The sequence below is a fragment of the Tenacibaculum sp. SG-28 genome (assembly GCF_002954385.1).
Lineage (GTDB): Bacteria > Bacteroidota > Bacteroidia > Flavobacteriales > Flavobacteriaceae > Polaribacter.
The window spans coordinates 394,037-420,846 of the sequence record NZ_MQVY01000002.1 but is presented as its reverse complement, the minus strand read 5'-3'; the positions used below and the strand labels follow the sequence as shown (position 1 = coordinate 420,846).

The 26,810-nt window shown below is 35.1% G+C and carries 19 protein-coding genes and 5 pseudogenes; 12 read left to right on the top strand and 12 right to left on the bottom strand.

The window, feature by feature from the left end; translation table 11 throughout:
* Positions 1-31: 31 nt before the first annotated feature.
* Positions 32-1,129, bottom strand: coding sequence for a hypothetical protein (locus BSU00_RS13285; RefSeq protein WP_233188628.1), 1,098 nt, complete (start codon positions 1,127-1,129; stop codon positions 32-34).
* A 60-nt stretch (positions 1,130-1,189) separates the two neighbouring features.
* Positions 1,190-1,273 (bottom strand): annotated as a pseudogene (locus BSU00_RS13945) (hypothetical protein); the annotation flags it as partial.
* Between the two features lie 344 nt (positions 1,274-1,617).
* Here BSU00_RS13945 and BSU00_RS13000 point away from each other — a divergent pair.
* Positions 1,618-1,761: a hypothetical protein gene (locus tag BSU00_RS13000; RefSeq protein WP_199176770.1), complete on the top strand. Its 144-nt coding sequence runs from the start codon at positions 1,618-1,620 to the stop codon at positions 1,759-1,761.
* Positions 1,762-1,818: 57 nt separating this feature from the next.
* Here the strand turns inward: BSU00_RS13000 and serS are convergent, their stop codons facing one another.
* A complete protein-coding gene (gene serS / locus BSU00_RS06825; RefSeq protein ID WP_105003700.1) occupies positions 1,819-3,093 on the bottom strand; it encodes a serine--tRNA ligase in 1,275 nt (424 codons plus the stop codon).
* A gap of 102 nt (positions 3,094-3,195) precedes the next feature.
* Complete coding sequence (locus BSU00_RS06820) at positions 3,196-4,137, bottom strand: bifunctional riboflavin kinase/FAD synthetase (protein ID WP_105003699.1); 942 nt, start codon at positions 4,135-4,137, stop codon at positions 3,196-3,198.
* Between the two features lie 123 nt (positions 4,138-4,260).
* Here BSU00_RS06820 and BSU00_RS06815 point away from each other — a divergent pair, with 123 nt between their 5' ends.
* Together BSU00_RS06815 and BSU00_RS06810 are read left to right on the top strand one after the other, a co-directional pair.
* Complete coding sequence (locus BSU00_RS06815; protein WP_105003698.1) at positions 4,261-7,095, top strand: carboxypeptidase-like regulatory domain-containing protein; 2,835 nt, start codon at positions 4,261-4,263, stop codon at positions 7,093-7,095.
* Between the two features lie 13 nt (positions 7,096-7,108).
* Positions 7,109-8,593 carry an SGNH/GDSL hydrolase family protein gene (locus tag BSU00_RS06810; protein ID WP_369820280.1) on the top strand — a complete coding sequence of 495 codons (1,485 nt, stop codon included), beginning with the start codon at positions 7,109-7,111 and terminating at the stop codon, positions 8,591-8,593.
* A 22-nt stretch (positions 8,594-8,615) separates the two neighbouring features.
* Here the strand turns inward: BSU00_RS06810 and BSU00_RS06805 are convergent, their stop codons facing one another.
* From BSU00_RS06805 to BSU00_RS13275, 7 genes and pseudogenes are all read right to left on the bottom strand, one after another.
* Entirely contained in the window at positions 8,616-8,849 is a 234-nt protein-coding gene (locus tag BSU00_RS06805; protein ID WP_105003697.1) for a hypothetical protein, read from the bottom strand.
* Between the two features lie 154 nt (positions 8,850-9,003).
* Positions 9,004-9,914 (bottom strand): annotated as a pseudogene (locus tag BSU00_RS06800) (bifunctional UDP-sugar hydrolase/5'-nucleotidase).
* Positions 9,911-10,657: a 5'-nucleotidase C-terminal domain-containing protein gene (locus BSU00_RS06795; protein ID WP_105003696.1), complete on the bottom strand. Its 747-nt coding sequence runs from the start codon at positions 10,655-10,657 to the stop codon at positions 9,911-9,913. The pseudogene BSU00_RS06800 and the gene BSU00_RS06795 overlap by 4 nt, the downstream one beginning before the upstream one ends.
* Positions 10,658-10,723: 66 nt before the next feature.
* Positions 10,724-12,264, bottom strand: a pseudogene (locus BSU00_RS06790) (glycine--tRNA ligase).
* A gap of 208 nt (positions 12,265-12,472) precedes the next feature.
* Positions 12,473-13,351 carry a hypothetical protein gene (locus tag BSU00_RS06785; protein WP_105003695.1) on the bottom strand — a complete coding sequence of 293 codons (879 nt, stop codon included), beginning with the start codon at positions 13,349-13,351 and terminating at the stop codon, positions 12,473-12,475.
* A 241-nt stretch (positions 13,352-13,592) separates the two neighbouring features.
* Entirely contained in the window at positions 13,593-13,910 is a 318-nt protein-coding gene (locus BSU00_RS13280; RefSeq protein ID WP_233188627.1) for a hypothetical protein, read from the bottom strand.
* Positions 13,861-14,151: an rRNA adenine N-6-methyltransferase family protein gene (locus tag BSU00_RS13275; RefSeq protein ID WP_233188626.1), complete on the bottom strand. Its 291-nt coding sequence runs from the start codon at positions 14,149-14,151 to the stop codon at positions 13,861-13,863. Before BSU00_RS13275 ends, BSU00_RS13280 begins: the two co-directional genes overlap by 50 nt.
* 48 nt (positions 14,152-14,199) lie before the next feature.
* Between BSU00_RS13275 and BSU00_RS06775 the strand changes: the two genes are divergently transcribed.
* The 4 genes from BSU00_RS06775 to BSU00_RS13260 all read left to right on the top strand — a co-directional run bounded on the left by BSU00_RS06775 (position 14,200) and on the right by BSU00_RS13260 (position 16,543).
* Positions 14,200-14,892 (top strand): ComF family protein, encoded by a 693-nt coding sequence (locus tag BSU00_RS06775; protein WP_105003694.1) that lies wholly within the window; start codon positions 14,200-14,202, stop codon positions 14,890-14,892.
* Between the two features lie 51 nt (positions 14,893-14,943).
* On the top strand, positions 14,944-15,441 hold the full coding sequence (locus BSU00_RS13270; RefSeq protein WP_233188625.1) for an Ig-like domain-containing protein: 498 nt from the start codon (positions 14,944-14,946) through the stop codon (positions 15,439-15,441).
* 113 nt (positions 15,442-15,554) lie between these two features.
* Entirely contained in the window at positions 15,555-16,262 is a 708-nt protein-coding gene (locus BSU00_RS13265) for a hypothetical protein (RefSeq protein WP_233188624.1), read from the top strand.
* A 32-nt stretch (positions 16,263-16,294) separates the two neighbouring features.
* On the top strand, positions 16,295-16,543 hold the full coding sequence (locus BSU00_RS13260) for a hypothetical protein (protein ID WP_233188623.1): 249 nt from the start codon (positions 16,295-16,297) through the stop codon (positions 16,541-16,543).
* 26 nt (positions 16,544-16,569) lie between these two features.
* Here the strand turns inward: BSU00_RS13260 and BSU00_RS06765 are convergent, their stop codons facing one another.
* Positions 16,570-18,261, bottom strand: coding sequence for a glutamine--tRNA ligase/YqeY domain fusion protein (locus BSU00_RS06765; protein WP_105003693.1), 1,692 nt, complete (start codon positions 18,259-18,261; stop codon positions 16,570-16,572).
* Positions 18,262-18,599: 338 nt separating this feature from the next.
* On the opposite strand from BSU00_RS06765, the pseudogene BSU00_RS06760 reads away from it, so the two are divergent.
* The 5 genes and pseudogenes from BSU00_RS06760 (at position 18,600) to BSU00_RS06740 (ending at position 26,691) form a co-directional block, all read left to right on the top strand.
* Positions 18,600-20,982: pseudogene (locus BSU00_RS06760) on the top strand (sodium-translocating pyrophosphatase).
* Between the two features lie 124 nt (positions 20,983-21,106).
* Positions 21,107-22,429, top strand: coding sequence for an aminodeoxychorismate synthase component I (gene pabB, locus BSU00_RS06755; protein WP_105003692.1), 1,323 nt, complete (start codon positions 21,107-21,109; stop codon positions 22,427-22,429).
* Positions 22,430-22,536: 107 nt separating this feature from the next.
* Positions 22,537-23,366 (top strand): annotated as a pseudogene (locus BSU00_RS06750) (lysophospholipase).
* Positions 23,367-23,417: 51 nt separating this feature from the next.
* Complete coding sequence (gene tilS / locus BSU00_RS06745; RefSeq protein WP_233188620.1) at positions 23,418-24,536, top strand: tRNA lysidine(34) synthetase TilS; 1,119 nt, start codon at positions 23,418-23,420, stop codon at positions 24,534-24,536.
* Between the two features lie 172 nt (positions 24,537-24,708).
* A complete protein-coding gene (locus BSU00_RS06740; protein WP_105003691.1) occupies positions 24,709-26,691 on the top strand; it encodes a thioredoxin family protein in 1,983 nt (660 codons plus the stop codon).
* Positions 26,692-26,810: the final 119 nt, after the last annotated feature.

Genomic DNA, 26,810 nt, shown 5'->3' with positions numbered 1-26,810 from the left:
TCCGGTTCCCGTGCTGTCTTGTGGTTGATTATCACTTATGGTTAAAAAAAGTTCCGCTGCATCGTTTGCGATTAATTGTGTTGCAGAACCTTTTTAAAATTTTCAATTGTGCTTTTGCCCAATCAAAATCATTTTTAAAATAAGAAAGCTGTGCAACTTTAAAACGTGCTTCTTGTCCTAGGAAATGATTTTTAAATTGTGTTTGTACTTGTGAAAAGTTTAACAGTGCTTTGTTAAACTGTTGGTTGTAAATTAACACTTCTCCAAGTTTAAGCTTGATAAAAGCCTTTGTAAATTTAGAATCTGCAAAGGTGGAAGCTCGATCAATAACTGCTATTGCCTCTTCCGGATTATTTTTGGTAAATGTCAAATAGTTAGCATATGCTAATTGAATATTTAAAGTTTGTTTGTTGGTTCCATACGTCGCAAATAAGTTTTGAAATTTTGATTCAATATTTGGTTGCTGGGTGTTGATATCCATTCGCAAATTCATTTCAATAGCCTGAAATTTATCTCTGGGATAGTTTGATTTTTCTATGAGTATATCGCAACACTTCCTTGCAGTTTCGTAATCTTTATTTTCAAAAGCTATAGAACTTAAAGATTTTATTTTACCAAGATTATCTATGTTTCTTGCTAATAAAGCTTTGTATTGCACCAATGCTTTACTGTATTCCTTTTGATTTATAAAAAGCCAGCCTAAAAGATCATTCCAACAGTTCTTAGGATTACTAATAGATTTTTTAAGGAGTGCTTGTTTGAATAAAATATTGTATTCATTGTCTGGTTCTTCGGTAACATATTTGGATGCATATCGCTTTACATTTCCGAGATAATCTTCATTTTTATCCACTAAATCAACATAGGAACTAAACATCTTTTTAAAGTCGCCTTGCTCACCGTAAATTTGCGCCAATTGAAACCCATAATTTGCTCTGGGATTGTTTTCCATTATTGTGGTATAGGTTTTTGCGGCATAATTGAGCTTGGTGTAGTTTTTAAAAAAGGTAGCAGTTAAATTTCCATACCTATTTTTTACTTGTATGGCATCAATTGCTTTCTGATAATATTTCTCTGCTTGTTCCGATTTTTGTTGTCTTTCGTAATTATAACCAATTAGAACGTTCAAGTATGATTGTTGCGGGAAATTTTGCAATTGGGTTTTCAGTAGTGTATCTGCGGTATCAAATTTATTGGTTTCTTGATAGCAAAACACCAATTGCTTGAGATATGTCGTGTTGTAAGGGCTTTTTCGATATAACTCCTCGTATATTTGCGTAGCTTTTTCAAATTCTCCATTTCTAAAATAATTTTCAGCAATGACATAGCTATTCTCTTGCGAATAGTGAAACCAGCTAATAAATAAAGTAAAAAATAGCAGAATATTTTTTTCATGGAAAAAGGAATATAAAAAATCTAAGTATCTAAATTTAGTGTACCTATTTATACAAACTTCTTAAAAAAACCCATATAATCAAAGTTTTAACTCTCTTATTATCGGTTTTTTTACTGTTGGATTTGTTAATTTTTTACTAAAAATAAAATTTAGAATTTTAATTTTGTAACATTTTGGCACGAAGTTTGTCTTAAAAGTAATAAATCAAATCAACTACTATTATGAAAAATTTAAATTCCGAATACGAATCTGCAAAACACAAGGCCAATACGTATATGAAAAATGGTCAAATATCTAAATATTTTACAGCCTTGTTAGAAATGAATAGATGTAAAAGATTAATGCTTGCCGTTGTAGCAAACTAAAAAAGTAAGTTTTTGTTTCAAAAACTTACTTTTGGAATTATTTGGTCTGGTCCAGTTTTAATCAATAGTATCAAAACCACAGTACGGGATAAGAACCTCTGGAATTTTAATTCCATCTTTTGTTTGGTAATTCTCTAATATACCAGCCAATACTCTCGGCAAAGCAAGGGAGCTAGCGTTTAAGGTATGTGCTAACTGGCTCTTACCTTCCTTATTTTTAAAACGTAATTTTAAACGGTTGGCTTGAAAGGTTTCCATATTGGAAGCAGAACTTATTTCCAACCATCTATTTTGGGCAGTAGAGTAGACCTCAAAATCAAAAGTTAGAGCCGCTGTAAAACCAGTATCTCCGCCGCATAATCGTAAGATTCTGTATGGTAATTTTAGTTCTCTGAGAATTTCCTTTATATGTTCTACCATATCTTGTAAAGCTCGGTAAGAATTATCTGGGTGCTCTACACGAACAATTTCAACTTTATCAAATTGGTGCAAACGATTTAAACCTCTCACATGCGCTCCGTAGCTGCCCGCCTCTCTTCTAAAACAAGGGGTGTATCCGGTATATGCTTTTGGTAAATCGGCTTCTTGTAACAAGTCTCCGCGATGCATGTTGGTAATAGGAACCTCTGAAGTTGGAATTAAATACAAAGCATCTTCAGTGACGTGATACATTTGCCCTTCTTTATCCGGTAACTGCCCGGTTCCTAAACCAGAGGCTTCGTTAATCAGCAGCGGTACTTGAACTTCTGTATAACCAGCTGCCGTATTTTTATCTAAAAAGTATGCGATTAGCGCTCGTTGTAATCGGGCACCTTTTCCTTTGTATATTGGAAAGCCTGCACCAGTTACTTTAGCTCCTAATTCAAAGTCAATAAGGTTATACTTTTTTGCCAATTCCCAATGTGGTAGGGCGTATTCTCCTAACTCTGGGATACTTCCTTCCTTGAATAGTTCTTCATTGTCTTTTTCATTTTTTCCGCTCACCACAGACACATGAGGAACATTTGGAATTTGATATAACAAATGCTGTAACTTATTCGCTTCCGAATTAAGAGTTTCGCTAAATACTTTAGAGTCTTCTTTGAGCTTAGCCGTTTTCTCTTTTAATATGGTTGCTTTCTGAACTTCGCCAGATTTAAATAAATTACCAATTTCTTTAGACAGTTTATTGGATTCTGCTAAAACTGCGTCTAGCTTTGCTTGTGCAGCTCTTCTGTTTTCATCTGTTTGGATTACTTCCTCTACAATAGTTTCAGCATTTGCAAAATTTCTTTTGGCAAGGCCATCTAAAACACGTTGCTTATTTTCTCTAATAAACTGTACCTGTAACATCTTTTTAATTTTTAAAAAAAGCAAAGATAGCGCAACAATAACATTAAAACAATCAGATTTTAGTAGTATTTAATTGGCTGAAAAAACAAGTAATTATTGGCTTTACTGTAGATTTATTTGTTCCTCTAAAAATTTTAGCGAGGCAGTTTTATCTTTTCGTAGTTGCTCCTTAAGGTTTTCTATAGATTTAAATTTTTTTTCTTCTCGTAGGTAATACAATAAGTAAACGCAAACTTCAGCATCATAAAGATTTTGATCACAGTTGAAATAGTGCACTTCAATGGTTTGATACGTGCCACTTACCGTTGGTCTGTTTCCGATATTCATCATACCGTAATAGGTGCTGCCATTTAGTTCTGATTGTACCACGTATACCCCTGTTTTCGGGATTAATTTGTAGTTCTCGTAAATATGAATATTTGCAGTAGGGAATCCAATGGTGCTACCAAGTTGCTTCCCCGTTACTACCTTACCTGTAATACTAAATGTGTATCCCAAATACTTGTTGGCAGTTTTTAAGGCGCCATCTAGTAAGGCTTTTCGGATTTTTGTAGAGCTAACCGACACATCATCAATGTCTTGTACAGGGATTTCTTCTACCTCAAAGTCGTATAAATGCGAATATTCGGTGAGTTGTTCAATGTTTCCTTCTCTATTTTTCCCGAAATGATGATCGTAACCAATTATTAATTTTGCAGTGTGTAATTTTTCCACTAAAATATCTCTAACGAACTTCAAAGCAGTCATTCTAGAAAACTCTTTGGAGAAAGGATGAATAATTAGGTAATCAAGACCTAAGGCCTCTAGTAAATCAGTCTTTTCTCTTATAGTGTTAATAAGTTGAATATGAACGTCTTTTTGGAGTACCATTCTCGGGTGTGGAAAAAAGGTTAACAAGACAGATTTCTTTCCAGAAGCTTTGGCATTTTTTACTAACTTTTTAATGATTTTTTGATGTCCTACATGAACGCCATCAAAGGTTCCGATAGTAACAAATGTCTCTTGGGAAGGCTTAAAATCAAAAATAGAGTGTGTAACGTCCAAGTCCTTTAATTTTTAACAAATGTACAATTTGTACCACATATTTTTGAATAAAATTCAACACAATTATTTTGTAAATGAAAAAAAATCGTATTTTGCGATTAGTTAACAAATTATTATAACATTATGATGAAAAGATTATTACTTGTTGCATTTGCGCTCTGTAGTAGTATAATGGTGGCACAAACGACCATTACAGGAACCGTAAATGATGCAACGTATGGAGGTCCTCTTCCAGGGGCTAACATCAAAGTTTCGCGTAAAGCGGTTGGTACTTCCACAGACTTTGATGGAAAATTTACTTTACAAGTTACTGATAAACCTCCTTTTACGATTGAGGTATCTCTTTTAGGATATGGAACAAAATCAGTAGAAATAACGGAAAATAACCAAGTGGTTGAACTTAGCTTAACGGAACTAGCAACCTCTTTAGATGAAGTTGTCGTATCTGCATCGCGAACTCCAGAACGTATTATGGAGTCTCCTGTAACCGTAGAGCGCATGGATTCTAGAGCTATTAAAAATACATCTTCTCCATCTTTCTATGATGGTTTAGAAAATTTAAAAGGCGTAGACGTTAACACAAACTCGTTAACCTTCAAGTCGGTAAACACGCGTGGTTTTGCAACTTTTGCTAATACCAGATTCATGCAATTAGTAGATGGTATGGATAATTCTTCTCCAGCATTAAACTTTGCTTTAGGTAATTTATTAGGGTTGTCGGAATTAGACGTACAAAGTGTAGAATTACTTCCTGGAGCATCTTCTGCTTTATACGGGGCAAATGCATTTAACGGAATCATGTTCATGACGAGTAAAAATCCTTTTGATTACCAAGGTATCAGTACTAGTTTTAAAGCTGGTTTAACCAGTCAGGAAGCAGCAGGAGACAATGAGTACTATGATGCAAGTATTCGCATGGCATATGCCTTTGATGATAAATTTGCTGCAAAAGCTACCTTTTCTTTCTTAAAGGGTACAGAATGGTTTGCTACAGATTACAGAAATACAAATGCTAATTTAGGAACATATATTCCTGGAGATAGAGATTCAGATGTTAATTATGACGGGTTAAATGTTTATGGAGATGAAGTTTTTACTAATATAAATGAAGTTGCCAAAATATTAGAGAAAATGGGTACTATTCCAGCAGGTTCATCTAATTTAATACCTAGTGTAAATGTAAGTAGAACTGGTTATGATGAAAGAGATTTAATGGACTATGACGCAAGAAGCGTAAAGTTTGGAGGGTCTTTACACTATCGCCCTTGGGGTAACGACCGTTTGGAAATTATCTACAATGCAAAAATTGGTGTTGGTAACACAATATATCAAGGAACCAATCGCTATTACATTAAGAACTTCTTTATGCAACAGCATAAATTGGAGTTTAGAGGGAAAAACTTTTTCGTAAGAGGGTATATTACTGCAGAGGATGCAGGAGATTCTTACGATACCCGTTTTGCAGCAATTAATATAAATAGAGCATGGAGAGACGACAATACATGGTTTGGTACTTATGTTGGTGGATATTTAGGAGCAATTTTGTCTGGTGCCTCTACTACAGAAGCACATGCTCTAGGAAGAAGTCAGGCTGATGATGGAAGATTTGTTCCAGGAAGCCCTGAATTTAATCGTGCTTACAATGAAATTATTGCAAATCCAGATTTAACTACTGGTGCTAAATTTACCGATCAATCTAAAATCTATCATGCAGACGCTAACTTAAATTTAAGAGATTATATTGATTGGGCAGAAATCCAAGTTGGAGGATCTGCAAGAAAATATTCTTTAAATTCGGGAGGGAGTATTTACACCGATTATGATGGCCCTTTAGAATATAATGAAATGGGAGTTTATACTCAAATCCAAAAGAAAATGATAGACGATCGTTTAAAGATTACAGGGTCTATCCGTTACGATAAGGCCGAAAATTTTGACGGTAATTTTTCTCCAAGAATTTCGTTAGCATACGCCGCCGGAAAAACCAAAGATCATAACTTTAGACTTTCTTTCCAAACTGGTTTTAGAAACCCAACTACCCAAGACCAATACATTGGTTTAAATGCTGGTAGAGCATACCTAATGGGTTCTGCTCCAGATAATTTAGATCGATATACTACACCAGAAATTAATTTAAGTGAATTTGGGCAAATTATAACTGGAAAATCCGCTATCGCAGCCTCTGGTAGGCAAGCATATGAAAATGCTTTTTCTTTATCATCAGTTTTAAATGGAAATCCTCAAGCTGCTAATGTTGGTTTGGTGAAACCAGAGAAAGTAACTGCTTTTGAAGCTGGATATCGTGGAGTAATCCCAACTGGTGAAAGTAATAAGATAACTGTTGATTTTAGTACCTACTATAATCGTTACAAAGATTTTATCGCTAACGAAAACGTAATTGTTCCTCTTTATGGAAATGTTGATTTATCTGACACAGTTCCTGTACCAGGGCAAGGTGAGGTTCCTAAAGCCTTAGTTGCACTTGATAGAGGAGATAGAGTTACATTTTCAACGTATACAAATTCTGCTGCAGACATTAGTTCTTATGGTGCTTCCATAGGGTTAAACACCAAGATTTTTAATGGATTCAATGTAGGTGTTAATTATACCTATGCAAAATTTGATTTTGATCAAGCTTCTGACCCTGATTTTGAAGCCGGATTTAATACACCAGAACACAAAGTGAAGTTCCAGTTCGGAAAACAAAATGTATATAAAAACCTTGGTTTTAATGTTAACTTGAGATGGCAAGATGAGTTCTATTGGGAATCTACCTTTATGGATGCACAGATTGACGCTAGAACTGTGTTAGATGCACAAATTAACTACAGCGTGCCGAAATGGAAATCAAACTTCAAACTGGGAGGTGCTAACTTAACCGGTCAAGAATATTTAAGTGCTCCAGGAGTAGGTGCTATTGGTTCACAGTATTTCTTTGCTTGGACAATTAATAACTAAAAACGTAACTGAAATGATGAAAAATAAATTTATATGGATGTTAGGCTTAACAGTGGCGTTAACATCGTGTGATGTAAATAATGAGTTGGATGAAATTTTACCTGAGGAATTACCAGTTGTTGAGTTAAATGTTGGAACTGTTGATTTTTCCAATTATATAGCTGTAGGAGCCTCTTTTTCTTCTGGTTATACGGACAATGCCTTGTTTATTGAAGCACAAAACAATTCTTTTCCAAATATCATGGCCTCTAAATTTGCAATGGGTAATGGAGGGGAATTTAACCAACCTATGATGAAAGATAATATCGGTGGATTTACCAACTCGCGTCAAGATACAGTTTTGAGCCCGCCGAGACTTTATTTTAATGGTGCCGGTCCTGCTGTATTGCCTGCGATTCCTACCACTATTTTAGGAGCACCAGCAGACAATGCTACTTCTTTTAACAATTATGGTATTCCAGGAGCAAGAAGTTTTCATCTTGTAGCACCAGGGTATGAGCAAGCAAATGCTTACTACGGAAGAATGACTCCGACACAAGCTACATTACTTGAGGAGATTGTATCCAAGCAACCGACTTTCTTTTCTTTATCAGAAATTGGAGGAAACGACGTTTTAGGCTATGCAACCAGTGGGGGAGATCAAAGTAGAGATGCAATTACACCTATTGGAACTTTCAATGCAGTATTCCGACAGATTGCTGATGCCTTAACAGCACAAGGAGCAAAGGGAGTTTTAGCTAATGTACCTTATATTACCTATTTGCCATATTTCACAACGGTTCCTTATAATGCTGTTCCAATGGATGCTGCTACGGCAGCAGTATCAAATCAAGGTTTTGCAGCCTATAATGGAGGTATTCAACAAGCCTTTGCTGCTCTAGTAGCTGCAGGTGCAATATCACAAGATGCCGCAGATGCGGAGATCGCAAAACGTACGATATCATTTGCTCCAGGACAGAATGCAGTGGTAATCTTAGACGAAGCTTTAACCGATTTGACCGGTATTAATGCGCAATTGGTTTCTATGCGACAAGCAACCTCTGATGATTTATTAGTGTTAACTAGTTCTTCTTTCATTGGAACTACAGTTGGAGGTAACCCAGCGTTAGTTAATGGTGTCTCTGTGCCATTAGCAGATAATTGGGTTTTAACTGCAGATGAGGTTCAGGAAGTTAGAGAAGCAACAGATGCTTACAATACAACCATAAAAGCAGTAGCAGACGAAAAAGGTTTGGCTTTTGTGGATTTGAATGTTGTTTTAGAGCAGGCAGCAAATTCTGCATTAGTTTTTGATGATTATATTATGAGTACTGATTTGGTTTTTGGTGGCCTTGTAAGTTTGGATGGAATTCACCTTACTTCAAGAGGGTACGCATTAATGGCAAATAAACTATTAGAGGCTATTGATCTAAAATACGGATCTAATTTTGCAACAGCAACCGATGGTTTAGCGAAAGCGGATGACTATCCTACAAACTATTCTCCTTCTTTGAGATAGAAATATACTTCACAATAAAAGACTAAGTTTCTAACTTAGTCTTTTTTTTAGTATCCTTTGAATTCATAATATACTTTTTATATTTTCCGTCTCGGTAACGATAGTAAATAAAAACGGGCATTAGAACAAATGCCATAAAAAATACACCGAGTCCCATCACGACTTCTGCTTTCGGATGTTGTGTGTTTCGTAAGTACACGCCTAGGGCCATCCAGAATAAAAAAATAACGAACAGAATTTTAACGAGAGTTTTCATACTATTTTTTGTTTATGAGCATTATAGTAAATTCTTCTACAGGATTTCCGTACAAAAATACAGTATTATTATTTTAGTTTGAAATATCTGCAATTGTAACGCTATTATAACTTCGATTTACAAAAGTAGGATTTTAGGTAGTGGATTTTTATAGCTATACTATTATGGTGGTCCCTTTTGCCGATTTTTGATTTAATTCGTCAATGTAGAAGTCAATTCTCCCCAAATTTATACCGTAAGCACCTACTTGGTTTACCAGCATGTTTTTACCATCTGCATTTTTTACAATGGTTGGTTTTGGTAAAATGTGTGGGTGTGTCCTCCTATAATTAAATCAATGTTTGTAGTTGCTTTGGCCAGGTTTAAATCGGATATTTTTTTAGGATTATTTTTATAGTAGTACCCTAAGTGCGATAGACATATTATAAGGTCACAACAATGAATTTCTTTTAATTCTCTGGTTATATCTTGGGTTATCTCTATTGGGTCTAAATATTTTGTTTCTTTGTAAAGCTTCTTATCTACGAGCCCATCTAAACCAACACCCAAGCCAAAAATGCCAATTTTTACGCCATCTTTTTTAATAATTCTATACGGTTTTACATGGCTATCTAAAATGGTGTTTGAAAAATCATAATTAGCAGAAACAAAATCAAATTTTGCATTTGGTAATTGTTCGTAAAGACCTTCAATAGAATTGTCAAAATCATGGTTACCAATGGTGGCAACATCGTATTGTAGCATACTCATTAACCTGAATTCTAGAGCACCTTTATAATAATTAAAATAGGGAGTGCCTTGAAATATGTCTCCAGCATCGAGTAACAATGTATTGCTATTTTCTTTTCGTATTTGTGCTATAAGAGTAGCTCTTTTAGAAACCCCTCCTTGGTTTGCATACTTATTGTGAGTCGGTTGGAAAGGTTCTATGTGGCTATGCGTATCGTTGGTATGTAAAATGGTAATATGACGTTGCTTTTTGGTGGTAAAGGATGTTGTTAATCCTCCAACGACAGTTAAGGCAGAGGCGCTGCCTAGTTGTTTAACAAAACTTCTTCTTTTCATCGTATAACAGTAATTCTATGGTCAATACTTGCGTTAATGGTGTCGGTATTTTTGAAATAATCGATAATTGCATCTCTCATTTTGTAGTCTAAAGGGTAACTATGCAATGGTTTTTTAAAGAAATCCATTCGATCACCGCCTCCTAGTAAGTAGTCATTGGTTAATACCTTATACGTTGTTAACGTATCGAACTTTTTTCCTTTAATTTTTAGATCATATTTATTTTCGGAAATTTTGAGCTCTACATTTTTACACACAGGGTGTGCCGTTTTGTTCGCAATGATATAGGCTACTAATTCCTCTACTTTATTACCTGCTAGTTCTACTACAATAAGCTCGTTTTCAAAAGGCATAAGTTTAAAGGCATTTTCTGTAGTAATATTTCCCTTGGGAAGTGTAGCTCTAATGCCTCCATAATTTAACAATACAAAATCAATTTCTTTGTGGTATTTGTTTTTAAAGTTCGGATTTGCCATGGTGTAGCACATATCCGCCATTAAATTCCCTAAAGAACTCTGCATAGTACCATCTTTTTTGATTAGATCTTTTGGGGTATAACTTAATATTTCTCCCATTGCAAGACTCAATTTACGTTTGTAGGGAGCAATAATACTATCGATATCAGTAGCTGGTACAATCGTACTATCTATGTTAATAGTCTTGGCTGTTATTTTATGAACTTGTTTTTCGGTTCTACAAGATGTTACAATGAAAAACACTAATAGAAGTTGGGGTATTCTCATTTTACTACACATTTACATTACTAATTATATCTAAAAAAAAACACCCGTATGTAGGGTGTTTAAAATTTACATTTTCATAAGCCAAGACTTTACCGCTACTTCCTCAAAGATGATTTTTTTTAAATCTTGTACGTTTACTCGTTTTTGTTCCATGGTGTCGCGATGTCTTATGGTTACCGTATTGTCTTGTAACGTATCGTGATCTACAGTAATACAGAACGGCGTACCAGCAGCATCTTGCCTTCGATATCGCCTACCAACAGCATCCTTTTCATCGTAAGAAACATTAAAATCCCATTTTAAATCTTCCACAATTTTACGTGCGACATCCGGAAGGCCATCTTTTTTAACAAGTGGTAATATTGCTGCCTTAGTTGGTGCTAGAACAGAAGGAATTTTAAGGACGGTTCTCGTAGTGCCGTTTTCTAATTCTTCTTCTTGCAAGGAGTTCGAAAATACAGCCAAAAACATTCGGTCCAATCCTATCGAAGTCTCTACTACATAGGGCACGTAGTTTTTATTTTCTTCGTGGTCGAAATATTGGAGTTTTTTACCAGAGAACTCTTCGTGGGCTTTGAGGTCAAAATCAGTTCTTGAGTGAATTCCTTCTAACTCCTTAAATCCGAAAGGAAATTTAAATTCAATATCTGCAGCAGCGTCTGCATAGTGGGCTAATTTTTCATGGTCGTGAAAGCGGTAATTATCTGCCCCCATTCCTAAAGACAAATGCCATTTTAGCCTTGTTTCTTTCCATTTTTGATACCATTCTTGTTGTGTACCAGGCTTCACAAAAAATTGCATTTCCATTTGCTCAAATTCACGCATTCTAAATATAAACTGTCTCGCAACGATTTCGTTTCGAAATGCCTTACCAGTTTGTGCAATTCCAAAAGGAATTTTCATTCGTCCTGTTTTTTGAACGTTTAGAAAGTTCACAAAGATACCTTGCGCTGTTTCTGGTCTTAGGTATACTTTCATTGCACTATCTGCAGATGCCCCAAGTTGCGTTCCAAACATTAAATTAAATTGTTTAACGTCTGTCCAGTTTTTGCTTCCTGTTAATGGGTCAGCAATTTCAAGCTCTTCGATAAGTTTTTTAACATCTGCTAAATCTTCATTTTCCAAAGATTTTCCGAGTCTATTTAGAATAGTGTTGATTTTTTCTTGGTAACCTAAAACTCGTGCATTTGTCGTTAAAAACTCCTCTTTATTAAAAGCTTCGCCAAAACGTTTAGCAGCCTTTTTTACTTCCTTCTCAATTTTAGTTTCAATTTTGGCACAATAGTCTTCAATTAAAACATCTGCTCTATATCTTTTTTTGCTGTCTTTATTATCAATTAAAGGATCATTAAAGGCATCTACATGTCCGGAGGCTTTCCAGGTGGTTGGGTGCATTAGTATAGAAGCATCAATACCTACTATGTTTTCATGCATCTGTACCATGGCCTTCCACCAATATTCTCGAATATTTTTCTTTAATTCTACCCCGTTTTGGCGTAATCATATACCGCACTAAGTCCGTCGTAAATTTCAGAGGATTGGAATATGTATCCATATTCTTTTGCGTGAGATATTACCTTTTTAAATTGATCTTCTTGTTTTGCCATAGTGCAAAAATATAATATTGTTTCTTAATTGACTTACCGATATTAAAATAATTACGGTCGCGTGTAACGTCTAAATATTTTAACATTACAAGTGTATTATAAAAGCTAGAGTATTATACGCTGTGTATGCTGTTTAAATTTACGTTTTGTACAAAAAATCGAAGACCGTATAATAATACGGTCTTCGATTTTAAGTGTTTAGATACCCTTATTTGAGGCTTACCACAGAGTTGCCTGAATAAGTTCCATCCACAAAGGCACTTACGGTATATTGTCCTTTGTTAATATCATCTCGATTTACCAATATGAGAGATGTTAGTGCTAGTTTATCGTTTAAATAATTAACTGCGATAGAATCACTATATAGAATTTGAGCACCATTTTTTAAGGCTGTTTTTCCTTTGGGGGTAATTACATTTTTCTTTTGATCTATAATTTGAATATACACCATTTTTTTACCTGGAGTACTCACTTCATTTTTGAGAAGATCAAAATTTACTTTAAAAGCATCTGTTCTACTAGAGCGAGAAGTTGAGGTTAGCTTACCGCTACTTCTCTCCTTCATGGCTATGGCTCGTACAGGGCTAATTTCTATTTTAGAGGCAATCTCCACTTTCTCCTCCAGTGCTTTGTATTTTTGATTTAACTCATCATTGATGATCACCTTTTCATTTAAAATTTCGTTGGTAATAGTATTTTTTTCAGCAAGTGCTTGGTTCGCTGTGCTTAGGGAGTCAATTTTAATAAACAACCTTCTGTTTTCTCTTTCTAGACTTGAAATTTTACTTCTATATTTTCGAATCAGGCTGTAGTTTTTACCTTCAAGTACCGCCACTGAATCTCTCAAATCTTTCATCTTTTGAATTTCTTTACGCAGCCTTTTCGATAAACTTTGCTTTCTAATAACGACATCAGTGTAATCCTTAATCATTTCATCTAAAGAATTTTGAAGATCAATTTTTTCTTGTTGAAAACTATTTTCTAGTAAGAGTACTTCATTAGATTTTTTGTAGCCGAAAAATAGTAAGAAAATAACTACTGCAAGAAGAACTACAATTGCTAGTGTTTTGATAGATTTTGGATTCATAATTTAGGGGGTTTGTTATAAATTATTTATTAGTGTTAAAATAGTAAACTCATTTGTGCGAATGTATAATCTTATTTTCTAAAAATTCCATAGCGTGATAATTCGCAATAAATATAAGCTATAAATACTAACGATAAGATAATTTTTTAAAAACATAAATACTTCTATGTTTTGCTTAGTGGTCTTGTAGTATCTTTTCAATCACAATTTGCCTCGGGACTAAGAAGATAAAATAGAGCAATCATTTTTCACATTGATAAACGAAGGCAGGTGGGAAGTTTAAGGTTTCAAAACTTACTGCGATATTATTCCCGAAAACGCGTTTTAGAAGTTTATAATGGGTTAAATTATATTGGTATTGAATAAATTTACCTCTAGACTGCAATAAAGAATAACATTTTTGTAAAATAGTGTGTGTTGTTTTTTTTGGAAGTATGGTTAAAGGTAGGCTTGAAATAATATAACAAACATCGTGTATACCCAAATCACTTAGTTCTGCATCTATATCCTCAGCTGAAGCATTTTTCAGAATTAGCTGATTGTGCTGTATTTTTTTCAAGTTCTTTCAAAAATACGGTATTGATTTCAAAACAAATAAGCGTAGTTGACGGTGTGATTTTTTCCAGTATTTTTTTAGTTATAGCACCATTTCCAGGACCTAGCTCAACAATTACTTTAGCTTTTGATAAATCTACTTGTGCTAGCATTCTATTGGCAAGAAACTTCGAACTCGGCACTAGAGTACCTGAAGTTTTGTAGTTTTTTAAGGCGGCCTTGAAAAAATTAAAATTGTTACTCAAAGTGTATATAGCTGTTTTTTAGTATATTACGAAAAAAATTGTTTTGATATGGCATTATTTCGTGACCTATTAGACCTCTTTTTTCCTAGGTTATGTGTCAATTGCTACACTCCTTTACTAAAACAAGAGGTGACTTTATGTGTTCGATGTACCCATCATTTACCAGTTATTACATATAACGAGGCTACGAAGAAAATGTTACACGAAATTTTTTATGGTATTGTGCCAATCACTTCTATATATTCTTTGCTGTACTACAGGAACAAAGGGATTGCTAAACAGTTAATCCATGCACTAAAATATAAAAATCAAGAAGAAATTGGTGTTTTTTTGGCAGATTGTATGCTTTTACAAATACAAAAGTATGTTCTATTTAGGCAGGTAGATTGTATTACCATAGTTCCATTGCATAAAAAAAAGTTGCGACAGCGAGGGTACAATCAAGTATACAGTTTTGCAAAACGCATAAGTGAAAAATTAGAATTGCCATTGGAAAGCGGAAAATTAGTCCGAGTTTCCAGTAGTACAACCCAAACGGTAAAACAGCGTTTTGAACGTTTTTCTAATAAAGCCACGAAATTTTTGCTCGAAGATCCGGCATTTTATGAGAATAAACATATTCTGCTTATAGATGATGTTATCACAACAGGAGGAACCTTGATAGATTGTTGCAATGCATTACGAACAGCTTCTAATATTTCCATAAGTATTTGTTGTATGGCATATACAGAGAAAGTATGAGGTTTGGTTACGCTAATTTTACTACTTTTGATATCTATTAAAATTTATTTTGTGAGTATAAAAACTGTTTTACGGATTTCTTTTTTTATTGTTCTCATCCTCTCTGGTTGTGCCAGAAGGGGTAGTCCTGTAGGAGGACCAAAAGATGAGACTGCACCAATAATGATGGTTGCAAATCCGCCATATGAAACATTAAATTTTGAAGAGAAAGAAATACGAATTTATTTTGATGAGTATGTAGTACTGAAAGATTTAGGCAAACAGTTAGTGGTGTCTCCTCCATTAAAAAATCCATTATCCGTATCGCCACAAGGAACTGCGAGTAAGAATATCACCATTAAAATTTTAGACACTTTACAACCGAACACAACCTATACTTTAAACTTCGGTAATGCTATTCAGGATAATAATGAGGGCAATAAGTTAGAAAATTTTAAGTATATTTTTGCTACTGGTAATATTCTAGATTCGCTTATGATACGAGGAGATGTTGCGAATGCTTATCAAAAAAACAACTTAAGTCTGCAAGTGCTTTACTGTACAAATTAGATAGTACCTATACCGATTCATTAATTTATAAAAGTAAGCCCCAATATGTTTCTAGTACGCTAGACTCTACCGACTTTAAATTTACTAATGTAAAAGAAGGTAATTATCGTTTAGTGGTATTAAAAGAGTCTTCCAAAGATTATATTTATAACCCCATAACCGATCAAATAGGATTTGTAAAGGATACTATTCGCTTACCAAGAGATAGCGTTTTAGCAGATAACATTCGCGTTTTTAGCGAAATTAAACCTTTCAAGTTTAAGCGAGCAAAAGAATTGTACAAAGGAAAAATTCAGTTCGGTTTTCAAGGCGATAGAAGAGACTTAAAAGTATCTCTTTTATCGAATGTTCCTAAAGATTTTAAAACCTTTTACCAATTTGAAGAGGATAAAGACACCTTGTTTTTATGGCATTCGCCTATCGCAAGAGACTCCTTAAATTTTGAGATACTCCACCAGGAGTTTTCCGATACGATTACCGTTCGACTTCGAAAAAAGAAATTAGATTCACTAGCAGTTACCTCCTCTGTTAGTAATATACTTCATTTGAGTGATACTCTATTTATCGAGACCAATAACCCGATTGTAAAACTAGATACATCCAAGGTGCGATTTGTAGATAAGGATACGGTTGCGGTTTCATACGATCTTCAGAAGGTATCTCTTCGAAAGGTTGCCTTGTTATTTGCAAAAAAGCCTAAAGAAAAATACAAATTAACACTTTTTCCAGAGGCATTATCCGATGTGTATGAATGCAAAAATGATACGATTTACTATACATTTAACACCAGAGAAGAAGAAGATTATGGCAGTATAATTTAGATCTAAAGAATACAAGGAATACATCGCTTATTGTGGAGTTATTGGGTATAAAAGATAAGGTATTGCGACGCGAATTTACAAATACCTCTAAAATCATAACTTTTGATTTGTTAGAACCACAAACTTACAACATACGCGTAATTGTAGATGATAACAACAATAAGCGATGGGACACTGGTAACTTTTTGGAGAAAGTCCAGCCAGAAAGAGTGCTCTATTTTCCAAATGAATTTAAATTACGAGCAAATTGGATTCAAACAGAAGTGTTTACCATTGAGTAAAAAAATCCGCTATTTCTAGCGGATTTTTATTTATTTTTTTTAGACCAATTGTCTCGAAGCCCAACGATTTTATTGAATATCAAAGCATCTTTAGAGGATTCGATATCGATGTTGAAATATCCTAAGCGTTGGAATTGAAAACGATCTGCAATTCTGGCATCTTTCAAACTTGGCTCTACATACGCGTCGATTATTTGTAGAGAATCTGGATTTAAGAACTCCATAAAATCTTTTTCCTTATGCGCATCAGGAGATTCGTTATTGAACAAACGATCATAAACCCTTACTTCAGCCTGCACTGCGTGTTTAGCAGATACCCAATGTAAGGTTCCTTTTACTTTTCTTTGACTTTCTTCGGTGCCACTTCCAGACTTACTTAATGGATCGTAAGTACAATGAATTTCTGTAATATTTCCTGAGGCATCTTTAACACAACTTTCACCTTTTATGATGTATGCATTTTTTAGACGAACTTCTTTTCCGATTGTTAACCTAAAAAATTTTCGATTCGCTTCTTCTTTAAAATCTTCTCTTTCGATAAATAGATTTTTTGAAAATGGAATTTCTCTCGTTCCAGAGTTTTCGTCTTCTGGGTTATTTTCTGCTATTAACGTTTCCTCTCTACCTTCAGGGTAGTTGGTTATAACTAGTTTAACTGGGTTTAAAACTCCCATAACTCTATTGGCAGTTTTGTTTAAATCCTCTCGAATTTTAAACTCTAATAATGCCACATCAATTATATTTTCACGCTTGGAAACACCAACTGTTTCGATAAAGTTTCTAATGGAATTTGGCGTATATCCTCTTCTACGAAGACCAGAGATGGTTGGCATTCTCGGATCATCCCAACCAGAAACAATCCCTTCCTCAACTAATTTTAATAACTTTCGCTTACTCATAATTGTATAGCTAAGATTTAGTCTTGAGAATTCCCTTTGTTTGGGAAGTAATGGAAATTGTTCCTTACTGTATTGGTACACATTATCTCGGAACCAATTGTACAATTCACGGTGTGGTTTGAATTCTAAAGAACACAAAGAATGCGATACTTGTTCTATGTAATCACTCTCTCCATGGGTCCAATCGTACATGGGATAAATAACCCAATCATTCCCTGTTCTATGGTGTTCCTTTTTTAGTATGCGATACATGATAGGATCTCTGAGTAGCATGTTAGGAGAGGTCATATCTATTTTAGCCCGAAGTACATGCGAACCTTCCTCAAATTCACCCGCTTTCATTCGGTTAAACAGGTCGAGATTTTCTTCTACCGATCGATCTCGATATGGTCCAGGAAAACCAGGTTTTGTTGGAGTACCTTTTTGTTCTGCCATGGCTTCAGAGGTCTGTGAATCTACGTATGCCTTACCATTTTTTATCAATAGTACGGCCCAATCGTAGAGTTGTTGAAAATAATCGGAAGAATAGCATTCGTTTTCCCAACGATATCCCAACCAATCGATATCTCTTTTAATAGCATCTACATATTCTTGTTCTTCTTTTGCGGGATTGGTATCATCGAACCTTAGGTTAACAGGAGCCTGATAATGTTCTCCTAAACCAAAACTAATCCCTATAGCTTTGGTATGTCCTATATGTAGGTAACCATTTGGTTCTGGTGGAAATCGAAAACGCAAATTTTCTCTTGGCATTCCATTGGTTAAATCCTCTTCAATTATTTGTTCAATAAAGTTTAACGATCTCTTTTCTTCTGACATTTTTCTCTTAAATTGAATAGCAAAATTACATAAAAAAGTTGAGCTTATTTTAGTTTTGTACGAATAGAATACAGGGTAATAAAGCAACAACATTACACAAAAAATGACACCCAACAAATCCACCCTCCACGAACTCATTTTTTGCTTTCACTATCCGTTTTGATCCAAAAAAATAGTCTTTTAGAATTTCTTGGTCATGTAAACGAACCAAAGAAAAGATTACTTAAAATATTTTTTTATTCGTTCACGTAAGCTTGGTAATGAAGGTGTATTGTTTTTTTTATTGCTTGATTTGGTTATATTTACGAAATCTATATAACTAATCAATTAGAAAAAACATGAAACAAAATATGATGTATGTGCCAATTGTATTGGCATTATTAGGGCTTATTTTTATGTATGTAAAAATGGTTTGGGTTAAAAAGCAAGATCCAGGAAATGATAAAATGCAATCTATCTCCAAAAGTATCAAAGAGGGTGCTTTGGCTTTTTTGGCTGCAGAATATCGTTTATTATTAGTATTTGTTGTTATCGCTTCGATAGCTTTATTTGGGATTTCGCAGATTGTTGAAACCACCAGTTTCATGATAGTTCCTGCTTTTGTCATAGGAGCAATTTTTTCTGCACTTGCAGGTAATATCGGAATGCGTATTGCTACCGATGCAAATGCCAGAACAGCACAAGCAGCAAAAACTAGTTTACCGCAGGCACTAAAAGTATCTTTTGGAGGTGGTACTGTAATGGGGCTTGGAGTAGCAGGTTTAGCAGTTCTTGGTTTAACCTCTTTCTTTCTTCTATTTGTGAACCAATTTATTTCAGAAGGAGGTAACTTTTACAACGAAATGACCATGGTTTTAGAGGCACTTGCAGGATTTTCTTTAGGTGCTGAGTCTATAGCTTTATTTGCTCGTGTAGGTGGAGGAATCTACACCAAAGCGGCCGATGTAGGAGCAGATTTAGTTGGTAAGGTAGAAGCAGGAATTCCGGAAGATGATCCGAGAAACCCTGCAACTATTGCAGATAATGTAGGAGATAATGTAGGGGATGTTGCCGGAATGGGCGCCGATTTATTTGGATCGTATGTAGCAACAGTTTTAGCAGCAATGGTCCTTGGAAATTATGTAATTAGAGATATGTCGGTGACCACACAGTTTACCGACCAATTTAACGGAATGGGACCGATACTTTTACCACTTGTAATTGCAGGTGTGGGTATTGTAGCCTCTATAATTGGAACCTTTTTAGTAAATATAAAAGACAATACCGCTAAAGAGAGTCAGGTGCAAAAAGCCTTAGATACTGGAAACTGGGTGGCTATAATTTTAACGTTGATTGCCAGTTTTTTCTTAATCGACGCCATGCTGCCGGAAACGTTAACCATGAGTTTCTTTGGAGAAGGCTTAAAAGAGGTGTCTTCTATGAATGTATTTTGGGCTTCTTGTATTGGTCTTGCCGTAGGCGCTTTAATATCTGTAGTAACGGCATATTACACTAGTTTGGGTAAAAAACCAGTTTTAGAAATCGTACAGAATAGTGCAACGGGTGCAGGAACAAATATCATTGCCGGTTTGGCGGTAGGTATGAAGTCTACTTTCTTGTCGGTGTTATTGTTTGCAGCAGCGATATACGGTTCTTATTTCTTTGCAGGCTTCTATGGCGTTGCACTAGCAGCTTCTGCTATGATGGCAACTACTGCTATGCAATTGGCAATTGATGCTTTTGGCCCTATAGCAGATAACGCAGGAGGTGTAGCAGAAATGAGTGAGCTAGAAGAACACGTTCGCGAACGTACCGATATATTAGATTCTGTAGGAAATACTACTGCAGCTGTTGGTAAAGGTTTTGCCATAGCATCCGCAGCATTAACCGCTTTGGCTTTGTTTGCAGCATATGTAACTTTTACAGGCATTGATGGAATTAATATATTTAAGGCAGATGTATTGGCAGCGCTTTTTGTTGGTGGAATGATTCCTGTAGTTTTTTCTGCTCTTGCGATGCAGTCTGTCGGTAAAGCAGCAATGGAAATGGTACAGGAGGTTCGCAGACAATTTAGAGAAATTCCCGGAATCATGGAGTACTGGTACCCCTGAATATGCAAAATGTGTTGCTATTAGTACTAAAGCAGCGTTGAAAGAAATGATTCTGCCCGGTTTAATTACTATTATTACACCAATTCTAATCGGTTTGATTTTTGGAGCAGAACCATTAGGTGGATATATGGCAGGAGTTTGTGTTTCTGGTGTAATGTGGGCTATTTTCCAAAACAATGCAGGTGGCGCATGGGATAATGCTAAAAAATCTTTTGAGGCAGGTGTTGAAATTGACGGAGAAATGACCTATAAAGGTTCTGATGCACATAAAGCTGCGGTAACTGGAGATACTGTAGGAGATCCATTTAAAGATACTTCCGGTCCATCCATGAATATTTTAATTAAACTTACTTGTCTTGTTGGTTTAGTTATAGCTCCTATACTAGGAGGACATTCGGATAAATATTTTATTGAAGAAGAGGTAGTAGTTATCGAGGTAATCGAAGAGACTCCGGAAGTAAAAACCCAACCTGTTGGTGTAAATAAAGAGGCTACAGATACGGTTATTGACCCAGAAGTTATTAGAGAAAAAGTTGTGTCGGAAGAAGAGGTAAAAGAATTGGTCAAAGAAGCAAAAGGAAAAGCCAAAGAAGGAGAAGCAGATGTTTTAAAGGAAATTAAAAAGAAGTAATCCCTTGTCTATAAAATTAAATAAAGCCCTGCGGTCGTACAGGGCTTTTTTTCTTGTCTCTATGCGTTATGAATTATAGCGTTCAATTGCTATTATTTTGTGATCCATTTCTTATTTTTGCCGGATGTTAAGAGCAACGCGAATAGTTACAATTACCGATTCTGAGTCGTTCAAGAAAAATCTATTTTCCTGGGCTGCCCAATACGAAACAGCTGTTTGGTTCGATACCAATGAATATGCCCAGAATTATGGCAATTTTGATTGTGCTCTTGCCGTAGATGAATTCACCGCTATCAAGACTGATTTTAACGGGGCCTTTGATACTTTAAAAGAATACCAATCTCATACTAAAGATTATATTTTTGGCTACATCTCTTACGATGTAAAAAATGATGTGGAAGATTTAACTTCTAAAAATTTTGACGGGTTATATTTTCCGGATATTTATTTCTTTCAACCGCAAAAACTAATTTTTTTAAAAGGGAATATAGTTGAATTTCACTATTTGCACATGATAGGTGATGAGATGGATAAGGATTTTATAGCTATTCAAGAAAACCAGGCTAATCAAAGCGAAGCCCAAAGCATTTTAAAGGATAATGAAGTTTCCTCAGCGGTAAAAATTAAGCTCAGAATGTCTAAGGATGAATATCATCAAAAAGTATCCCAGGTAATAGAACATATTCGACTTGGTGATATATATGAAGCTAATTTCTGCCAAGAGTTTTATGCAGAAAATACCACGATTGATCCATATACCATTTATACGGAGCTAAATGCTGTATCACGTCCTCCTTTTGCTACGTTTTTTAGGCATGAGAATTTGTATTTACTCTCTGCTACTCCCGAGCGATACATAAAGAAAGACGGAACTAAAATCATATCCCAGCCTATAAAGGGAACTGCCAAGCGTTTGGTAAACGCAACGGATGACGCTAAAATTGCTTTTGATTTGTCAAGAGATGAAAAAGAACGAGCAGAGAATATAATGATTGTAGACTTGGTAAGAAACGATCTTTCTCGTACAGCGACTAAGGGAAGTGTGCGAGTAGAAGAGCTTTGTAAAGTCTATTCATTCGAACAAGTACACCAATTAATTTCTACAATTACCGCTGAAATTAGTGCGGAAACGCATCCAGTAGATGTTATAAGAAACACTTTTCCAATGGGAAGTATGACAGGAGCTCCAAAGATATCTGCTATGCAAATTATAGAAGAATTAGAAAACTCAAAACGCGGGCTATATTCGGGGACAGTTGGTTATTTTACACCAGATGGAGATTTTGATTTCAATGTAGTAATTCGAAGTATACTATACAATGAAGAAACAGAGTATGTTTCTTTTTCTGTAGGAAGTGCCATTACTTCCAAATCCATCCCCGAGAAAGAATATGAAGAGTGTTTGCTAAAAGCAAAAGCGATGCGGATTGTTTTATCCAATTCCTAGTAGATTTTTTTATATTAGCTATTTGATATGCTTCAAAAGGTTTTTTGTGTTTGCAAAACATTATTCTAAACCTTACGAAAGCATAAAATTATCTAAATACCTTTAGCATGCAACACAAAGAATTCCATTTTAATTTTCACCAAACTAAGTTTTTTGGACAATATTGGGCACCCGATAAAATTAAGGGAATGGTTGTTCTAGTTCATGGAATGGGAGAGCATTCTGGAAGATATGTACACGTCGCTAAAAAAATGGTGGCACACGATTTTGCAGTAATTGCTTTTGATCATTTTGGACACGGAAAAACAGAAGGTAAAAAAGGGCATAACCCCGGTTATGATTTGGTATTGGAAAGTATTTCCAAGCTAATAGAGGAGGCTGTAACTGTTTTTGGTGAGCTCCCAATTTTTCTTTACGGACATTCTATGGGCGGTAATGCAGTGGTTAATTACTTACTTAGGAAAAAGAAATACCCTATTAAAGGAGCCATTGTTACCAGTCCGTTTTTAGGATTGGCATTCGAACCACCAAAATGGAAACTTACTATGGGAAGGTTTTTGCAAAAGCTAGCTCCTTCCATTACGATGGGAAATGAATTAGATACTGCTTTAATTTCTCGTGATAAAAAAGAGGTGGAGAAATATTGCCAAGATCCAATGTACATGATAAAGTAAGCCCTAATTACTCTATTTCCTTTATAGATGCAGGTCATTGGGCTATTGAAAATGCATCGTTACTTTCTTGCCCGATGCTACTATTGCACGGAACAGCAGATCAAATAACTGACCCTACTTGCTCAGAGGCTTTTGCAAAAAATACCGATTTGGTAACGTTAAAGCTCTATCAAGGGGGGTATCATGAACTACATAACGACCTATGTAAAGAAGAAGTACTGCAAGACATTACCGATTGGCTAGAAAATCAAATAGAGAATTAATACCCTATGAAAGAACAATTTGCAAGCCATTTAGTATCAAATTTTCCCTTTTTGAAAGACAAAAAATTGCTTGTCGCAATTTCAGGAGGGATGGATAGTGTTGTTTTGACACATCTATTACACGGATTGGGTTATGCAATTTCTTTAGCCCATTGTAACTTTCAATTGCGGGATCAAGCTAGTGATTTGGATGAAAAATTTGTGGTGTCTCTTGGAGAGAAGTTGCAAATTCCTAAATACACGATACAATTTGATACGGTTAAATACTGTAAAAAGAATAAAGTATCCACGCAAATTGGCGCCAGAGAACTTCGGTATACTTGGTTTAGCGAGTTGCTCGCTTTACATGGTTTAGATTATGTGGTCACAGCACATCACGCCAATGATAATTTGGAGACCTTTTTAATAAATCTGACTCGTGGTACTGGTTTGGACGGGCTTTCCGGAATTCCTGCTTTAAATGGTAATATTGTTCGGCCATTATTGTTTTTTTCAAGGGAGCAAATTAAAAACTATGCTCTGTCATATGACTTATCTTGGCGAGAGGATGCAAGTAATACCGACACGAAATATCTCAGAAATAAAATACGTCATACCATAATTCCTATTTTGCAAGAGATGAATCCAAGCATGCTGCAATCTTTCACTAAATCTTTATATTTTATAGAACAAAGTAAACAAATTATTAAAGACCGAATTGAGGAAGTGGAACCCAGTATAATTTCTCGGAATGCCGATAGTATTAGCTTCAAGATTTCTGCATTGAAAAAACTCTCTGATCCAAGTGCTTACTTATACCAATTCCTAAAAGGTTACGGATTTAAAGAGTGGAACGATGTCTATAATTTGATGAACGCTACGACTGGTAAATTTTTAAAAACAAAATCACATACTTTACTGAAAGACAGAGATTTTTTGTTACTTTTACCCACCCATAAATTATATAGTAATGATAGTCAGGTGTTTAAAATTACAGAGTCTGATGTAGTTGTTGAGGAGCCTATAAGATTAATGGTAAAAAACGTTCAAAAATTGGCATCTTTAAGCAAAAATACTATTTATGTTGATAAAAATTTATTAAATTACCCCCTTTCAATTCGAAAATGGAGTGATGGAGATTACTTTTTCCCAAAGGGTATGTTAGGAAAAAAAAGATCAATAAGTATTTAAAAGATGAAAAATTATCGTTTTTAGAAAAGCAAAATACATGGTTGCTTTGTTCTGCAAAAAATGAGATTATATGGGTCGTTGGAAAGCGACAAGATAGAAGATTTTTGCCAAAGGATAACACAACCGAAATAGTACAAATTAGTAAATATCAACCCCTGTAAATAAGTATATAATGAAAAAACTCTTTACCCTAATTTTGTTTTTTGTAGGTATTGTTTCTTTTTCCCAAACGGATGATAACCCCCTATTGGTTACCCCTTCTGTTGAAAAAGTTTCGGATACGGAATATGATTTAATTTTTGAGATACAAATTGCTGAGGATTGGCATTTATATTCTCAGTACAATCCAGAAGGAGCTTCTCTTCCTATGACTATTTCACCTGCAGAAGGACAGAGTGGTTATACATTAAATGGAAAAGCAACAGAAAGTGAAACAGAGACTGAATTTAGTGAAATCTGGGGGAAAGACGAGATCTTCTTTGTAGATGAGGCCCTAATATTACAACGCATAACTATTACAGATCCTTCCATTACTCGAGTGGTACTAAACCTAGATGCGCAAGTTTGTAAGGAATATTGTATGCCATTTGACGAAGATTTTTCTTTTTCTTTTTCATTAAACGGTGGTCCTGCGGAAGAGGTAGTTACGGAATTAAGTGAAAAGGATAAAATGATGTCAGAAGCTATCAAGTTAGATTTAAAAAATACCACTGCTTTAGAGGGTACAACCATCGAGGAAACCTCTGAAGAAAATAATAGTTTATTCAATATCTTCATTCTAGGTTTTGTCGGTGGATTATTGGCATTTTTAACACCGTGTGTGTTTCCAATGGTTCCGTTAACTGTTTCGTACTTTACCAAAAGATCGGAGAAAAAACAAAAAAGTAAAGGATTAGGAAGTGCCCTGTTATACGGATTCTTTATCATACTTATTTATGCACTTTTGAGTGTTCCTTTTCATTATTTAGATACCTTAGATCCAGAGATTTTAAATAACATTTCCACCAATGTTTGGTTAAATGTTTTCTTTTTTGTGGTTTTGGTATTTTTTGCCGGATCTTTCTTTGGTCTTTACGAATTGTCTTTACCAAGTTCATGGAGTAACAAGGCAGATAAAGCCTCAGGTATAGGTGGTGTTATTGGAATATTTTTTATGGCATTAACCTTAGCTATTGTTTCTTTTTCATGTACTGGTCCGATACTAGGATCTCTATTAGCAGGTTCGTTAACCTCTAGTGGTGGTGCAATGCAATTATCTGCTGGAATGACTGGTTTTGGTGCAGCTTTGGCACTACCTTTCGCATTATTTGCATTGTTCCCAGGGTGGTTAAATTCGCTACCAAAATCAGGGAGTTGGTTGAATACCATCAAGGTAATCTTAGGTTTTCTAGAATTAGCATTCGCTTTTAAATTCTTATCTAACGCCGATTTAGTTGGACATTGGAATATCCTTAAACGCGAAATATTTATTGGAATATGGGCATTGTTGTCTTTCTTAATGGCCTTGTATTTATTTGGTTTTATCGGGAAAAAGTACGGTAAGGTATCTTTTGTGAGAATTTTATTAGGAATAGCCTCCTTAGCAGCTGTTGTTTATTTAGCACCAGGAGTAATGCAAAAACCAGCTTGGGACCAAGGGAAATTATTAAGTGGTTTTGCACCACCACAATTTCACAGTATTTATACAACCGATAACGAATGTCCTCTTGGTTTAAATTGTTTTAAAGACTTTGACGAAGGAATGGCTTATGCAAAAGAGGTTAATAAACCCGTATTACTAGATTTTACTGGTTGGGCCTGTGTGAACTGTAGAAAGATGGAAGAGAATATTTGGAGCCAGCCAGATGTATACAAAGTTCTTAATGAAGAGTACGTTTTAATTTCTTTATACGTAGATGACCACCAAAAAAAGCTTCCAGAGGAAGAGCAATTCGATTTCATAAAGCCTAACGGTAAAATTAAACGAATTCGTACCTATGGTGATAAATGGGCTACCTTACAGATAGCAAATTTTAAAACTGCATCACAACCATATTATGTCACTATGAGTCCTGAATTAGAAGTTTTAAATACTCCAGAGCAGTATACCGATAAGGATACGTATTACAAGTGGTTAAACAAAAGTTTAGAGCGTTTTAATCAGACAAAAGAATAGTCTTCTATGCTATACAAATACAAAAGCCTCTTTAAATACAAAGAGGCTTTTTTCGTTTTCTTACCTATCGATATACTGCTGCTGATTTTCTTGATAGCAGAACCAGAGCTTTTTCTATT

Coding starts and splice junctions, on each gene's coding strand:
- BSU00_RS13000 (WP_199176770.1), top strand. CDS start 1,618: ATGAAAAATTTAAATTCCGAATACGAATCTGCAAAACACAAGGCCAAT.
- serS (WP_105003700.1), bottom strand. CDS start 3,093: ATGTTACAGGTACAGTTTATTAGAGAAAATAAGCAACGTGTTTTAGAT.
- BSU00_RS06815 (WP_105003698.1), top strand. CDS start 4,261: ATGATGAAAAGATTATTACTTGTTGCATTTGCGCTCTGTAGTAGTATA.
- BSU00_RS06810 (WP_369820280.1), top strand. CDS start 7,109: ATGATGAAAAATAAATTTATATGGATGTTAGGCTTAACAGTGGCGTTA.
- BSU00_RS06805 (WP_105003697.1), bottom strand. CDS start 8,849: ATGAAAACTCTCGTTAAAATTCTGTTCGTTATTTTTTTATTCTGGATG.
- BSU00_RS06795 (WP_105003696.1), bottom strand. CDS start 10,657: ATGAGAATACCCCAACTTCTATTAGTGTTTTTCATTGTAACATCTTGT.
- BSU00_RS06785 (WP_105003695.1), bottom strand. CDS start 13,351: ATGAATCCAAAATCTATCAAAACACTAGCAATTGTAGTTCTTCTTGCA.
- BSU00_RS06775 (WP_105003694.1), top strand. CDS start 14,200: ATGGCATTATTTCGTGACCTATTAGACCTCTTTTTTCCTAGGTTATGT.
- BSU00_RS06765 (WP_105003693.1), bottom strand. CDS start 18,261: ATGTCAGAAGAAAAGAGATCGTTAAACTTTATTGAACAAATAATTGAA.
- pabB (WP_105003692.1), top strand. CDS start 21,107: ATGTTAAGAGCAACGCGAATAGTTACAATTACCGATTCTGAGTCGTTC.
- BSU00_RS06740 (WP_105003691.1), top strand. CDS start 24,709: ATGAAAAAACTCTTTACCCTAATTTTGTTTTTTGTAGGTATTGTTTCT.